15 protein-coding genes are annotated in these 13832 nt (G+C 63.1%); 10 read left to right on the top strand and 5 right to left on the bottom strand.

Annotated features, from left to right (window positions below; translation table 11 throughout):
* Nucleotides 1-71 precede the first annotated feature (71 nt).
* On the top strand, nucleotides 72-1256 hold the full coding sequence (locus BKX98_RS08565; protein WP_073706899.1) for a hypothetical protein: 1185 nt from the start codon (nucleotides 72-74) through the stop codon (nucleotides 1254-1256).
* 60 nt (nucleotides 1257-1316) lie between these two features.
* Nucleotides 1317-1979: a GPP34 family phosphoprotein gene (locus BKX98_RS08560; RefSeq protein WP_073706898.1), complete on the top strand. Its 663-nt coding sequence runs from the start codon at nucleotides 1317-1319 to the stop codon at nucleotides 1977-1979.
* Nucleotides 1980-2016: 37 nt separating this feature from the next.
* Here BKX98_RS08560 and BKX98_RS08555 read toward each other — a convergent pair whose 3' ends face one another.
* A complete protein-coding gene (locus tag BKX98_RS08555) occupies nucleotides 2017-2682 on the bottom strand; it encodes a GntR family transcriptional regulator (RefSeq protein WP_083586711.1) in 666 nt (221 codons plus the stop codon).
* A 165-nt stretch (nucleotides 2683-2847) separates the two neighbouring features.
* Here BKX98_RS08555 and BKX98_RS08550 point away from each other — a divergent pair, with 165 nt between their 5' ends.
* From BKX98_RS08550 to BKX98_RS08525, 6 genes are all read left to right on the top strand, one after another.
* Nucleotides 2848-3969, top strand: a complete 1122-nt coding sequence (locus BKX98_RS08550; protein WP_073706896.1) for a type III polyketide synthase — start codon at nucleotides 2848-2850, stop codon at nucleotides 3967-3969.
* Nucleotides 3969-4682 (top strand): methyltransferase domain-containing protein, encoded by a 714-nt coding sequence (locus tag BKX98_RS08545; RefSeq protein WP_083586710.1) that lies wholly within the window; start codon nucleotides 3969-3971, stop codon nucleotides 4680-4682. The genes BKX98_RS08550 and BKX98_RS08545 overlap by 1 nt, the downstream gene beginning before the upstream one ends.
* The gene (locus tag BKX98_RS08540) at nucleotides 4675-5808 is read left to right on the top strand and encodes an NAD(P)/FAD-dependent oxidoreductase (protein ID WP_073706894.1); all 1134 of its coding nucleotides are present in this window, start codon (nucleotides 4675-4677) and stop codon (nucleotides 5806-5808) included. The genes BKX98_RS08545 and BKX98_RS08540 overlap by 8 nt, the downstream gene beginning before the upstream one ends.
* Before the next feature lie 241 nt (nucleotides 5809-6049).
* A complete protein-coding gene (locus BKX98_RS08535) occupies nucleotides 6050-6646 on the top strand; it encodes a hypothetical protein (RefSeq protein ID WP_143181072.1) in 597 nt (198 codons plus the stop codon).
* Between the two features lie 111 nt (nucleotides 6647-6757).
* A complete protein-coding gene (gene rlmN / locus BKX98_RS08530; protein ID WP_073706892.1) occupies nucleotides 6758-8056 on the top strand; it encodes a 23S rRNA (adenine(2503)-C(2))-methyltransferase RlmN in 1299 nt (432 codons plus the stop codon).
* Nucleotides 8057-8150: 94 nt separating this feature from the next.
* Entirely contained in the window at nucleotides 8151-8636 is a 486-nt protein-coding gene (locus BKX98_RS08525) for a carboxymuconolactone decarboxylase family protein (RefSeq protein WP_073706891.1), read from the top strand.
* Between the two features lie 57 nt (nucleotides 8637-8693).
* Here the strand turns inward: BKX98_RS08525 and BKX98_RS08520 are convergent, their stop codons facing one another.
* Entirely contained in the window at nucleotides 8694-8951 is a 258-nt protein-coding gene (locus BKX98_RS08520) for a hypothetical protein (RefSeq protein WP_073706890.1), read from the bottom strand.
* A gap of 100 nt (nucleotides 8952-9051) precedes the next feature.
* A complete protein-coding gene (locus BKX98_RS08515; protein ID WP_073706889.1) occupies nucleotides 9052-10947 on the bottom strand; it encodes a metallophosphoesterase in 1896 nt (631 codons plus the stop codon).
* Nucleotides 10948-11186: 239 nt separating this feature from the next.
* On the opposite strand from BKX98_RS08515, the gene BKX98_RS08510 reads away from it, so the two are divergent.
* Together BKX98_RS08510 and BKX98_RS08505 are read left to right on the top strand one after the other, a co-directional pair.
* Entirely contained in the window at nucleotides 11187-12383 is a 1197-nt protein-coding gene (locus BKX98_RS08510; protein WP_073706888.1) for a pyridoxal phosphate-dependent aminotransferase, read from the top strand.
* Nucleotides 12384-12488: 105 nt separating this feature from the next.
* Nucleotides 12489-12845 carry a DUF2695 domain-containing protein gene (locus BKX98_RS08505; protein ID WP_066141960.1) on the top strand — a complete coding sequence of 119 codons (357 nt, stop codon included), beginning with the start codon at nucleotides 12489-12491 and terminating at the stop codon, nucleotides 12843-12845.
* A gap of 3 nt (nucleotides 12846-12848) precedes the next feature.
* Here the strand turns inward: BKX98_RS08505 and BKX98_RS08500 are convergent, their stop codons facing one another.
* Together BKX98_RS08500 and BKX98_RS08495 are read right to left on the bottom strand one after the other, a co-directional pair.
* Nucleotides 12849-13523 carry a DedA family protein gene (locus tag BKX98_RS08500; protein WP_369826776.1) on the bottom strand — a complete coding sequence of 225 codons (675 nt, stop codon included), beginning with the start codon at nucleotides 13521-13523 and terminating at the stop codon, nucleotides 12849-12851.
* A 40-nt stretch (nucleotides 13524-13563) separates the two neighbouring features.
* Nucleotides 13564-13809: a hypothetical protein gene (locus tag BKX98_RS08495; RefSeq protein ID WP_073706887.1), complete on the bottom strand. Its 246-nt coding sequence runs from the start codon at nucleotides 13807-13809 to the stop codon at nucleotides 13564-13566.
* Nucleotides 13810-13832: the final 23 nt, after the last annotated feature.

Raw genomic sequence — 13832 nt, 5'->3', positions numbered from 1 at the left:
TTCAGCAGCGCGCCCCTGCTCCCGGAAAGCAACAGCAACGACTACCGACGTTCTTCAATGAAAATGAGAGAATGTACTACGTGCATTCCCAATATCCCGATGTCACTCTCAGCAAGCGAGTCACCGAACTGGACATCGAGCGCCGTGCCCTATGGGCCGGCCTGATCTGTTCCCTCTTCGGGCTGGTTGTCGGGCTCATCATCTTCGCCGGTGAACGTCCGCCGCTCTTTGGCGATCTGTCGGTAGGCATTGTTTCAGCCGTCTGCGGTGCCGTCTCGGCCGGAACCAGCAGCGCCTATGCGTTCCGCGCCATGCTCCGGGCCCGCGAGACGTGGCTGAAGAGGATTCCCGCATGGCGCCAGATGGTTACTGCCCTTGGCCTCGTCTTGGTGCACGTAGCCAGCACCATCATGATCATGCTGGTCGTGTTCCACCTGCTCCAGCAGGCTTTCTACGGGCTGCATCTGGACGTGCTCGCAGGGGCGCTGGCAGTCAGCGTAGCCACGGGCATCAGCGCCTACCTGTCCCTGGAGGCCACCGCGCGGATCAATGCGGAGTCCCTGTCAGTGGTGCTGGGGATCTTCATGTGCGCCGGTGTGCTGATCAGCATGCTGCTGGCCGAAGACCAGAACTGGTGGCGGAGCATGTTCTCGTCGCTGGGGACCACGCAAGCCGGCATGGGGTCCTTCTGGACTTTCAATCTCACCCTGGTGATTTCCGGCTTGGTGCTCGCTGCCTTCACCGAGTTCCTGACCCGCGACCTGGTCCGCCTGGCACAGACCTACCGTTGCCGCCCGGCGTTGGAACGCTACAAGATTGCACGCATGGTGCGTCCTCGTCCGAAGCTGGTGCGCTGGTGCCTGCTGCTTGTCTCCGTGGGCATTATCGGCATCGGCTTGGTCCCCTTCGACGTGGCCATGGAGGTGCATTCGGCCTTCGTGCAGATGGTCTCGGTGGCCATGATCTTCCTGCTGCTGGGCACTATCGTCCTGCTGCCGGGCTACCCGGTGGTGTTCCATCTGCTGTCCTATGCGGCTATCGGCGCGATCTGGGGCGCCTTCCAGCTGTGGACCAAATGGTCCTATTACAACCTGACCGGTTTCGAGCTGTCGGTGGTGGCCATCATGTTCAGCTGGATCTCGGTCTTCATCCGCACCACCTCGGCCATGACGCAGGATCGCTCCGAACCCCGGACCACCCATTCGCCATCCGAATTGGCCAAGGCCAAGAAGAAGCCCGCGGCCAAGGGCGACTGAACCTGAATATCCGTCGCAAGGCTGAAGATCTCCTCCAGTGCGGGCCGGTAGCCTGAGAACATGTTGATCGCAGAAAAGCTCTACTTGCTCATGGCCGATGACTCCGAGAAACCAGAGGCTGTTGTATCAGCTACGGGATACGGCATGAACGCCGCCATCATCACCGACCTGATGATTGCCGGGCGTGTGGCGCTCAGCGAGGATGAGCAGCGGCAGATCCAGCTCATCGGTGCCGGGCCCTGCCCGGATCCAGTGCTTGCCGCGCCATTGGAGCAGCTGGAAAGGCGGGGCAGCCTGAGCCTGGATGACGCGGTGAAGATCAATTCCCTGTGCGATGTCCGGTTGCTGACCGATTCCCTGGCCAAGGGCGGAATTATCGAATACGGCGAACGCACGATGCTGGGCTTGGGAAAGCAGCGGGTGCGCATCATCAACCAGCAGATCCAGCGCCAGATCAGAACCGACCTGCACGGTGCCCTTCACGGGCAGAAAATCCCTGGAACCAGCGATACCACCGTGCTCGCGATCCTTCAGGCGGTAGGCCTGGTGCACCCTGTGCTGGAAGATGAGCTTGCGCCGATGACGGCAGCGCAGGCGCAGTCCCGGATTGCCGAACTCGCGCAGGATTCACCGGCAGCGGACTCGGCGCAGCGAGCAGTGGCGGCGATGAACGCCGCGATTGTCAGCGAGCGCGTCATTCCGCCTGCGCCGGGCAAGAAATAGCCGAACGGCGCGCCACCAACGGTGTGCGCCGTATGATTTAGCGCAGGGTGCTCAACCCAGCATCAATGACCACCTGGACGGTGGAACGGTAATGGTTCCCGAGCAGCTCTCCGAGCAGGACGGCATCGCGAGCCAGAGCGGCATCCAGGATTTCCTGGTGCTCCTTCTCGACGTTGCGCTTTCCTGCCGCCTTCGACGGGGCGGCCCAGCGCCGGTAGAGCTCGGTGAAGTTCGAAAGGTCGGCGGATAGCTTGAGCATCGGCTGGCAATCGCAAGGCACCAGCAGAGCATGGTGGAATTCGCGGTGCGCTTCGGACCACGCAGGGTTGAGTGTGCCAGGTTCCTCCGGCAAGCGGCGTGGGGTGCGCGAGAGCTTGTGATGGGCCGCAATCACCTTGGATTCCCATGCGACATCTCCGCGCTCCACTGCCAAGCGGGCGGCCAGCGCTTCGGTGGAGCAACGCAGCTCGGTGATATCTGCCAGTTCGCGAAGGTCCAGATCCGGTACGAAGAAACCGCGATTCGGGCGGATGACCACCAGGTTTTCACCAGCCAGCCGGGTCAGCGATTCGCGGATCACCGTCGTGCTGGTTTCGAACTGCAGTGCTAATGCGGTCGGCTGCAGGCGATCTCCGGGGGACCAGAAGCCATCAAGGATGGTCCGGCGGATACCCTCCAAGGAATGAACTGATGCCTTTGCCACGGGGCCTCTTCCTGCGCGATCGATTAAATCTGACGTTAATTACAATAATCATATTCTTCGCCGAGGATAGATAATCCACGCGCGGAGGGCAACGGATCATCGGGTGAATGCTGGCAATTCGCCGAAGCTGTTTACCATCGCTGGCAACGGCCCTAGGCTCGGGGCATGCCAGTGAAGATCCGCACGATCCAGACCGCAGTTCCCGCGACGCAACTTGCCCAGGACGAAATCCGTGATGTTTTCGCCAGCCAGCCGAATCTGAGCCGGCTGGGCGAGCGGCTCATCGCCACCTCCTTCAACTCCGCCGCGATCAGCACCCGGTACAGCTGCGTCGACGAATTCGACCTCTCCCTGCCCCAGCCGGAACAGCCGATGTTCTATGACCGGGCCGCCGGCCTCCTGCTTTCCCCGAGCACCGCCGAACGCAACAACGTGTACGCGAAGCAGGCCGGGGCGCTCTTCCGAGACGCCGCGAAGAAGGCGCTCGATGCCTGCCCGGATCTGGCGCCAGAAGACATCACCCACGTCATCACGGTCTCCTGCACCGGGTTCTACAACCCGGGCCCGGACTACCAGATCGTGCGTGCGCTGGGGCTGGCTCCGAGTACGGTGCGCCATCACCTGGGGTTCATGGGCTGCTACGCGGCCTTCCCGGCGCTTCGCGCCGCCCGCGATTTCTGCCTGGCCGACCCGGACGCCACCGTGCTGGTGGTCTGCGCAGAGCTGTGCACCTTGCATGTGCACAGCTCCAATGACCCGGACACCATCATGGGCTCGGCTATCTTCGCGGACGGGGCGGCCGCGGTGATCGTTTCGGCAAAGGGCAGCGGGCCGCTGCAGATGGACGGCTTCGAGACCGTGCTCACCCCGGTAGGCGAAGAAGCGATGGCGTGGAATATCGGTGATCACGGATTCGAGATGGTGCTGGGCACCTACGTCCCGCACATCATCGACGAGCACATCACCGCGGCATTGCAACCGCTCCTGGACAAGGACACCGACTCGGAACTCTCGGTTGAGAAGATCCAGCACTGGGGACTGCATCCCGGCGGCCGGGCCATCCTGGACCGGGTGCAAAACCGGCTGGGCCTGGATGATCGGCAGCTTCAGCCGGCCCGCGCGATCCTGGATCGCTATGGAAACATGTCCAGCGCCACGGTGCTTTTCGTGCTCAAGGAAATCCTTGATTCCGCAGAACCGGAGAACGGGGAACGGATCTGCTCCATGGCTTTCGGTCCTGGATTGACCGTTGAAACTGGGCTGTTCACCGTATCCAGGAGAGAATGATGCTCCGGCTGGAGCGGGATACGGCAGCCATCGAGGAAATGGACCGGCCGGATTGCGACCCGGTGCTGCTGCACCGCACCTACGCCCAATTCCCCTTGGTGAACCGGGTCGTGGCCGGCTGGCGGAGCAACTATCTGGAATGCATCCGCCCGTTGCTGGTGCAGCGGGCACGGGCCAAAATCCTGGATGTGGGCTGCGGCGGCGGGGATATCGCGGCGAATCTGGCCCGGTGGGCGCTCGCCGACGGATTCGAAGTCGCAGTGCACGGCATCGACCCGGATCCGCGGGCGATCGGCTACGCCAGGCAAGCGCTGCACCGCAGCAAGCTGCCTGCCGGGGTGCTGGAATTCCATGAAACTACAAGTACCCGGCTGGCGGCCGCCGGCGAGCAGTACGATCTGGTCCTTTCCAACCACCTGCTGCACCACCTGTCACCGGATGAGCTAATGCAGTTGCAGGAAGACACCGAGCAATTGTGCACCGGGGTCGGGCTGCACAGCGATATCCGGCGCTCGCCGATGGCGCTGGGACTCTTCGGCCTGGCGACCCTGCCCTTGGCCGGCAGCTCGCTGATCCGCCGCGACGGCCTGACCTCCATCAGGCGCAGCTATGTGCCCGAAGAACTGGAGCAACTGCTCCGGACCGGGTGGGAAGTGCGCACGCAGCGCCCGTACCGCAACCTGCTGTGCTGGGACGCTGGACGCCGTGGATGACGTCGCGATCATCGGTGCCGGACCGGTGGGCTTGGCCTTGGCCATCCTGCTCGCCCAAAACGGGCGCAGCGTCCGAGTCTTCGAGCAGCGCAGTGTGCCGGCAGCCCACTCGCGGGCCTTTGGCCTGCACCCTCCGGCACAGCAGGTCCTGGATCAGCTCGGAGTGGGGGAGGCCGCGCAGCGCCACGGCGTGCAGATCCGCGGCGGGCTGGGGATCTCGCGCGGGCGGAGCATCGCCGCGATGGATTTCGCCAAGATTGGCGGACCTTACCCCTATGTGCTGTCCTTGCCGCAGCAGTCCACCGAGCATTTGCTGCGCGAGCGGCTGGAGCGGTTGGCACCGGGGTCGCTGATGCCCGGTCGCGCTTTCGAGAAGGTACTGGGGCAGTCCGAGCAATCCGTGGAGTTCGCAGCCGGCGGCGCTGCCTGCCGGGCACGATGGCTGGCCGGTGCCGACGGGGTCCGCTCCGCAGTCCGCACGGATCTCAGGGTGGATTTTGCCGGTTCTGCGCATCGCGACCGGTATCTGATGGGGGACTTTCCCGATACCACGGGACTGGCGCATACGGCGGCGTTGTTCCTGCATCGGCAGGGGATTGTCGAATCCTTCCCGTTGCCCGGTGCATGGCGGCGCTGGGTGGTGCGCGTCGAACAGAAGCTGGACAATGATTCGCCGGGAATCTTGACCGAAATGATTATGGACCGGACCGGATACCTGCTTGACCCCGGGGCCTGCACCATGACCAGCTATTTCGGCACTGCTACCCGAATGGTGTCCTCGATGGTCCACGGGCGGGTGGTGCTGCTCGGGGACGCGGCCCATCAGATCAGCCCCATCGGTGGCCAGGGGCTGAGCTTGGGGCTGGCTGATGCGCAGGCAATAGCCGACCTCATTGCTGCCGGTGCACCAGCTGGTTCACTGGATGATCTGCGGCTCGCGGCCGCCCGCAGTGCTGCCCGGCGTGCGCAGGTCAACATGCTGCTGGGGCGGGCCCTGCCGAGCTGGTCCGTCCCGCTGCGGGATACGGCGATTTCAGCATTGGCTGCCAGTGGCTGGTTGAAGCAGAAGGTCGCGCGCAGTTTCACGATGACTTCGCCCGGGCAGAGGACTATTCCCGTTGCATGACGAAATGGCAACGTTTCGGTTGCTGGTTGCGTGATTGCATCAATCAGTGCGATACCCGGCGACGCGGACAGCGCAGGTCGTGGCAGAAGCGTGACGGCTTGGCCGGATCTGTTGCCTGCGAGCTTGCATTGAGCTCAGATAACTTTTATGTCCATCTGTTGAATTAACGGGCTGGGTGACTGCACACTGGTCGGGTTCACTTGCGCATGCAGCGAGGCATGCGCAGCGGAAAGGACCCATCATGAGGATAACGACCAGTGCCGTGCTATGCGGCGCAAGTACCGCCCTTCTGGCGCTCACTGCGCTTGTCCCCGCTTCGGCGGCGCCCCCGGAAAAGACCGACAGTATCTGGCTCTCGGGCGAGGTGGCCCATGTCGGCGAGCTTGACGGTTTTGCCGGCAACGCACACCTGATCAGCTTCTTCGCACGCACCACTGGTTCGGGTGATGCAGCTGTGGTGAACTTCGACTGCCCGGCAGGCGAACTGCCGTCGTGGGATCCGGACAGCGGATGCGAGACGCTGGACATCGTGGGAATGTACGGTGACGCGCTTGAAGTGCATATCGACAAGCAGCTGAAGAACGGCTCGGTCAGCGGATCAGTCAGGGCATACCAGGGCGAAGACGAAAACGGCGAGCCGATCTGGGGCGAGACCTACCAGCTGGAGGCAGTCATGGCTGGCACCGGTGACGCGGTGATCACCCGCGAGCACCAGGAAGGGTTCCGCCACTGGAGCAAGGACCGCCCTGCAGCTGCCACCAGCGGGCAGCTGGGGGACATGGACCTGGCCGGGGCCGTGGGCAACATTGGCCACCTGAAGGAATCCTTCAAGTACTGAATACCCGTATGCAGCAGTGCCGTACCGCCGGTAGATTGGCGGTGCGGCACTGCTTGCGCGTGCCCAAACTCACCGCCAAACTCTCGCGGATACATGAAACAATAGGTAGCAATGACTTCCATCGATTCCACCCCACTTTCCGCTGAAGAACGCAAGGCGCTGCGCAACGAGCAGGCCGCGGCCCAGCGCGCCCAGCAGCTGCGCATCTCCAAGTCCCGAGCCGAAGCCGAAGGCCGTGCCCAGGTCGTGCCGACCGCCGAAGGCTGGAAGCAGGAGATGGGTGCCGATGGCCGTCCGGAGCTGCAGTTCTCCACCAAGCGCCGCGTCTCCCAGCCGCCAACGCACCTTGCCGACCTGTCCCTGGCCGAACGCCAGGCCAAGCTGAAGGAACTGGGACTGCCGGGCTTCCGCGCCAAGCAGCTCTCCGTGCACTACTTCCAGCACTACACCACCGACCCGGCGCAGATGAGCGACCTGCCGAAGAACGGCCGCGAGGAACTCGCCGAGGCGATGTTCCCGAAGCTGCTCACCGAGGTCAAGCGACTGGAAACCGATGACGGCAAGACCATCAAGTTCCTCTGGCGCCTGTTCGACGGCTCGCTGGTCGAGTCGGTCTTGATGCGCTACCCGGGCCGCATCACCCTGTGCATTTCCTCGCAGTGCGGCTGCGGCATGAACTGCCCGTTCTGCGCCACCGGCCAGGCGGGTTTGACCCGCAACATGTCCACTGCTGAAATCCTTGACCAGATCGTCCAGGCCAACCGAGTGATCGCCGAGGGCGGACTGGGCGGACGCCAGCACCCTGATGAGCGCGTGGGCAACATCGTGTTCATGGGCATGGGCGAACCACTGGCCAACTACAAGCGCGTGATGAACGCCGTGCACCGCATGGTCGCCGAGGCCCCGGAAGGCCTGGGCATGAGCGCCCGTGGCATTACCGTTTCCACCGTCGGCCTGGTTCCGGCGATCCGCAAGCTGGCCGACGAGAACGTCCAGGTCACCTTCGCCCTGTCGCTGCACGCCCCGGATGACGAGCTGCGCGACGAACTGATCCCGGTGAACTCGCGCTGGAAGGTCGACGAGGCGTTGGATGCCGCCTACGACTACTACGTGAAGACCGGACGCCGTGTCTCGATCGAGTACGCGCTGATCAAGGACATGAACGACCACGAGTGGCGCGCGGAAATGCTGGCCAAGAAGCTCAACGCCCGCGGCCGCGGTTGGGTGCACGTGAACCCGATTCCGCTGAACCCGGTGCCGGGCTCCATCTGGACCCGCAGCGAACCTGACATCACGTCGAAGTTCGTGCGACGCCTCGATGAGCTGGGCGTGCCGACCACGCTGCGAGATACCCGCGGCAAGGAAATCGACGGCGCCTGCGGCCAGCTCGCAGCCGACGGCGACAAGTAGCAAACTTCGTGGAGACCAGCTTTCGCTGGTCTCCACGGTTCTTTACCCGGATGCCTTCGAGCAGGAGGGCTGCACGTCGATGTATGGTTCAACTATGGCCGTTTCAGACCCGATGTTCCTCGACAAGACCAATCCCGAGCTTTGGAACTCGATTGGCAGATTCTCCAAAGATGTCGCCAAGTCCTATCGCGCCGCCGGGATCAGCGACCGCACCGCTGAGCTGGTCAATTTGCGCGTATCGCAGATCAATGGCTGCGCCTTCTGCCTGGACCTTCATGCGCGCAAGGCGCTGGATGCCGGCGAGAGCCTGCAGCGGATCACCCTGCTGCGCACCTGGGATGAATGCGGAGGGCTATTCACCGAAGAAGAATGCGCCGCATTGGCCATCGCCGAAGCTACCACTGACCTTCCGAACCCCGAAGAGCGCATAGCTGCGGTGGCTTCGGCCCGGCTGGTGCTGAGCGATGAGCAGGTGGCCGCGATCCAGTGGATCGCCATCGCCATGAATGCCTTCAACCGGATTTCCATCCTTTCGCGCCACCCGGTCAAGGAACGCGAACTGGACACCACGGGCAAATAGCCAGAGGCCGCCGTGCCACTTGGAGACACGACGGCCTCTGCCGTGGATGCGTGCTGCCTACAGCTTTTCCTGCGGGCTTGTCGCGCGCACGGCTTCGGTGAAGCGGCGCTCGAATTCACCCGCGGAAACCAGTTCGCGCTCGACACGGAACGAGGATTTCTCGATGCCGAGCACCGCTGCGATCAATGAGCGGGTGTAGAGGGAGATCTTGCGCGACTTGCGGGTGGAAGTCACATGATCCAATTCGGGAATCCAGATGTTCCACCAGCCGGCTTCCTTGGCGACTACTGCCTTGAAAACGCGCTGTTCACTCATGTCTTGTCCTGCTCCCTGCGCTGCTGCGCTCAGTGGCCTTTGCTCACTTCAATAGTCCACTACCTGCAGCCATGGCGACAAGTCGCCTGATCCGCCATTGCTACTTTGCCAGTGGCACCCCGTCCTTGCCTACCGCGAAGCGCACGACATCGTCATAGGCCCGCCGCTCGGTCTTCTCCAGCTGGTACTGCGAATCCAGCAGCGGGAAGATATGCACGGGGGTCAAGGTCAGCTCGGCGCCCTGCGCGGTATTGGCCACGTCGATCAGCAGGTGCCCGTAATGCAAGCCGCCGGAGACCAGCTGCGGAACGCCGTTGGCATCCTCGGCCCAGGTTTCCGGTTCATCGGCCGGGGCCGACCACTGCGAATGCGAGTTGAAGCGCAACGGCCCGTACCCGCCTTCGGCGTTCTGCACCAGCTTCTCACCGCGCAGGCCATCGGCTGCCACTCCGACGTCATAGGAGTGGAATCCGCGTCCGTCGCCGTTCTCATCCACCCAGGAACGCTCGAACATCTCATCGTGGCCGGAGATCACCGCTGCCACGCCGTGCTCCTCGAACATCGGAGTGTAGGCGCGCATTGCGGTGCCCGACTGATTATCCGGGTGCTCATGGTTGGGCGGGGTGCCGTGCACGCCGTTGGAGTAGGCCGCGTGGTGGAACTGGACCAGCACGATCTGGCCCTTGGCGCGGGCATCGGCCAGCTGCTTCTCGGCCCAAGCCCACTGCGCCGAAGCGGCATCCATGTTCGGCAGGTCCACGTCCTTATCGGTGGATCCGGGGAACAGCTCCTTGAAGCCCTGGACGTAGGACTCGAAGGTGAACTCGCCCTGGGTATCGGTGGACAACTTCCCTGCGTCCATATTCGTGTCATCGCCCGAGAACTTCTCACCGGACAGCTGGCCGGTCTTGGTGTTCTCATCCGGGCGGCCGTTGGTGGAATCCAAGGTCAGCACGGTGACCGGCCCGTGATCCACCCGGTAGTAGGAGCCCTTGTACTCGGGGTGCTGCGGATCCCGCGGCAGCGAGAAGTAATCCAGGAAGCGGTTGCGCGAAATGACCGCCGGGGTGCGGCCGGCATCCGTGCCGTAGCCGCCGTTCAGCGCGGCATAGGTTTCCCAGTTGCCCAGCGACGGAAGCAGCGGGACATTGGAGGCCAGGTCCGAATGCTCCCCGGCCACATGGCTGAAGAACTCATCCCAGGCCGGCTGGTAGCCCGAACCCTGGGTGAGGTCGCCAGCCATCATGACCAGGTCCGGATCGGCGGCCTGGATGTGCTTGAGGTTCTCGTTGAAGGCGGTGGACTGGTCCAGCGGGTAGCGCAGGGTCGGCTGGCCGTAGCGGGTGGTCATGCCGAACTCCTGGTCCCAGGCAGATCCGGCACCCGGGCGCTGCAGCGAATCCGCGGTGTAGCCGTTGACCGGAGAGAGTTCCCATTCGCGATGCTCGGTGCGTCCGCGCGGCTCGGTCTCGGAATCGGAGAACGCAATGATGCGCACGTTCTTCCAGGCGTCGCCCTTCGGCGCCGTCTTGAAAGCCGCGCTGTGGGTTTCGCCGGACTGGGTCACCGTGTAGTTGTAGGTCTTTCCCGGCTTGAGATCTTCGAAGGTCACCGAGTGCTTGTAATTCGAATTCGACTTCAGCCACGAGCCCTGCTCCAAGCCAGCGATCTGCTCATCGAGCTCGGCCTGGGTGTATTCCATGAGATCCAGGTATGCCGGCTCGCTGCTCTGCTGGCCGGACTTGCCCAGGCCCGGTCCGCTCATGCTGATGGTGCCCGGCTCATCGGTTTCGCTGATCCAGTTGATGGTCATCGAGGTGGAAGAAGGAGCTTGCAAATATGGCAATACGCGGAACCCCGGTGCGGGGTCCTTGGCAACTGCCGCCGGAAGGGCGGCAGCCGCGGATGCAGGCGAGGCTGCCGCTCCGGCGGTTGGCGCCAGGGCCAGGGGGAGCAATACTGCGGCGGCCAGGGCGGCTGAGAGTGGCTTGTTCATGGTTCGTTCTCCTGTGCGAGGTGTCGCCTGCAATAGGCGGATACTTCGAGGATGCTCGGGGCGGATGCCCCAAGGGTGGACGGGAGGCAAACGGAGGGTGAACCGGGGCAGTGAGCCTGCTCACCGGCTTCCGGTGGGCGCAATGCCACGCTGGAGCCGATAGCCTTGAAGCAGATAGCGCAGAAGGCCGCGGCGAGGATGCTGCGGTTCTTCGATGCCTGCGGAAAGAAGGATAAACAGTGCAAGCTTCCCAGCGTTCCAAGGTAGCTCCCTTTGAAGTGATGCAGATCGTTGACCAGGTCGCCACGATGCGTGCCGCGGGGCACGACGTGATCTCCTTGTGCGTCGGAGAACCCGGCGGCGGTGCGCCAGCGGCGGTCAATGAGCTGGCCGCCCAGCTGCATGCCGGGCACGCCGACTTCGGGTATACCTCCACCGCGGGCCTGCTCGAAACCCGCCAGGCTCTGTCCCGGCACTACCTCGATACCTATGGGGTGCAGATTCCGGCCAAGAACTTCGTGATGACCACCGGGTCCTCCGGAGCCTTCCAGCTCTCGTTCCTGGCGGCCTTCGACGCTGGAGACGTGGTGGCGCTGGCCCGCCCCGGCTACCCGGCCTACGCCAATATCCTCCGGGCCCTCGGGCTGGAAGTGGTGGACCTGCCCACCGGTGCGGCACAGCGTTTCCAGCCCACCGTGCAGCTGCTCGAAGCGGCCAAGAAGGAGCATGGCCGCCTGGATGGTCTGGTGATCGCCTCGCCGAATAATCCCACCGGAACCATGTTCAGCGCCCAGGAGCTCTCGGAGTTGGCCAGCTGGTGCGAAGCCAACGGCGTGCGGCTGGTCAGCGACGAAATCTACCACGGCATCGAGTTCGTCCCTGACCGCAGGGGGCACACCTCGTGGGAGTTCTCCCGTACCTCCATCGTGGTCTCCTCTTTCTCCAAATACTGGGGGATGACCGGTTGGCGTCTGGGCTGGATGATCGTGCCCGATGACCTGGTGGCCACCGTTGACGCGCTGGCTTCGAACCTGGCGCTGTGCGCTCCGGCGCCGGCGCAGCGTGCGGTGGTGGCCGCTTTCGAGCAGCGGAGCCTGGATGAGGCCAATGAGCGTGTGGCCGAGTTCGCCCGCACCCGGGCCCACGTGCTGGAGCACCTGGGCAGCCTGGGGATCAGCGAGGCGGCTCCCGCTGATGGGGCCTTCTACCTTTATGGCCGGTTGGCTCCCGAAGTCCTGGAGCTTTTCGGTTCAGCGGGCCAGTACTGCCAATCAGTCTTGGAATACGCGCATGTGGCGCTGACCCCGGGAGGCGACTTCGATCCGTTCGAAGGGCACCTGTTCATCCGCTTGTCGTTCGCTGCAGGATACGAACGAGTGACAGAAGCAGTGGAACGCGTAGCGGCATTCCTCCGCCAGAGCCTGGCAGGCAGCTAGATATCCACAGCTGGTGAGCTTGGCGCGGTGCGCGGTGCTTGAACCACAGACAGTTGAAGGCAGTAGCGAAACACTACTGCCTTCAACTGCTTTAAGGAGCCACCCATGCCCGCGGTACTCGAACCCGTCGACCATGAATGCCTTGCCTGCTTCCTCTACCGGGCCCTGAGAGCCCAAGGATGCGACGGGACCCATCTCTTCCTGCTGGCCTATCGCGACGAGAGTGCCCCGCGGGCTACCGCGGTGGAACGGAAGATGCAGCTGCTGGGCGGTTACTGCGATTGCGAAGTGCTGGCCAATGCCATCCGCCCGATCACGCGCGAGGCAAGCAACGCCTTGGAAGACGAGGTGGATCTTGTCTGCAAAGGAGTACGCCGCGGCACAACCCAACCTTGTGAACATTGGTTGATGCGCCGCGGCGTACAGTGGGGTGGCGGACAATTCCGCCGGAGAAGTGCTTGAAAATCAGTCTTCGATGGTCTTGCTCTTCGGCTTGCGGGCCTTGAGCAGTTCGACACCGATGGGGATGACCGAGATGAGGACGATCAGGATGAAGATCAGGTCGATGTTCTCTTCGATCCACGTGAACTGTCCCAGCCAGTAGCCCAGTAGGGTGACGCCGATGCCCCACAGGGCAGCGCCGATCAGGTTGTAGAAGACGAAGGTCTTGTGGTTCATCTTCGCAACGCCAGCGATCACCGGGACGAAGGTGCGGACGATTGGCACGAAGCGTGCAAGGATCACCGCGCGGCCGCCGAACTTCTCGAAGAATTCGTGGGCGCGTTCAACGTTCTGCTGCGAGAAGAAGCGGGAATCCGGCTTCTTGAAGATGGCAGGACCAGTTTTCTTGCCGATGATGTAACCGGTCTGGTCGCCGGCGAAAGCGCAGACGAAGATCGCTGCGCAGAAGAGCCACAGCGGGATGTGGATGGTGCCGGTGGCGATGAGCATGCCAACGGTGAAGAGCATCGAATCACCAGGCAGGAAGAATCCCACCAGCAAGCCGGTCTCAGCGAAGACAATGGCGCACACCAGCAGCAGAACCCATGGGCCGAGCGCAGGGTTGTTCAGGAAGACGGCAGGGTTCAACCAGTCGGGCAGGAATGCCGCGCCCATGGTCGGGGCCGCGTAATCGGTCACAAGGGAAAGAAACGAAGAATGATCTAGCACAGCAAAAATCCTACGGGAATACGCTGTGAGTTTCCCAGAGAGGAATCCGTAAAGCCTGATGCGGGATAACCCGACCACAAGGGAGGAAATCTCCAATTTGTTCGTTGACCCGGTGGATCATGGCTTTTCGCAAGGCCTGCATCATGTGGCCAGGGCGCATCGCGCAGCGGCGAGTTGCCAAGCTCACAGCAGGTTTCCGAGCAATGATCAGCATAGTTGCGTCGAGCAACTGGTATTGGTCCATGACAACGGTCATGGGCAACCCATGACTTTCTGCTC

This window comes from Glutamicibacter sp. 0426 (assembly GCF_001906485.1).
Taxonomy (GTDB): domain Bacteria; phylum Actinomycetota; class Actinomycetes; order Actinomycetales; family Micrococcaceae; genus Glutamicibacter; species Glutamicibacter nicotianae.
The sequence above is the reverse complement of the archived record's forward strand: the minus strand, read 5'-3'. Positions and strand labels throughout refer to the sequence as shown.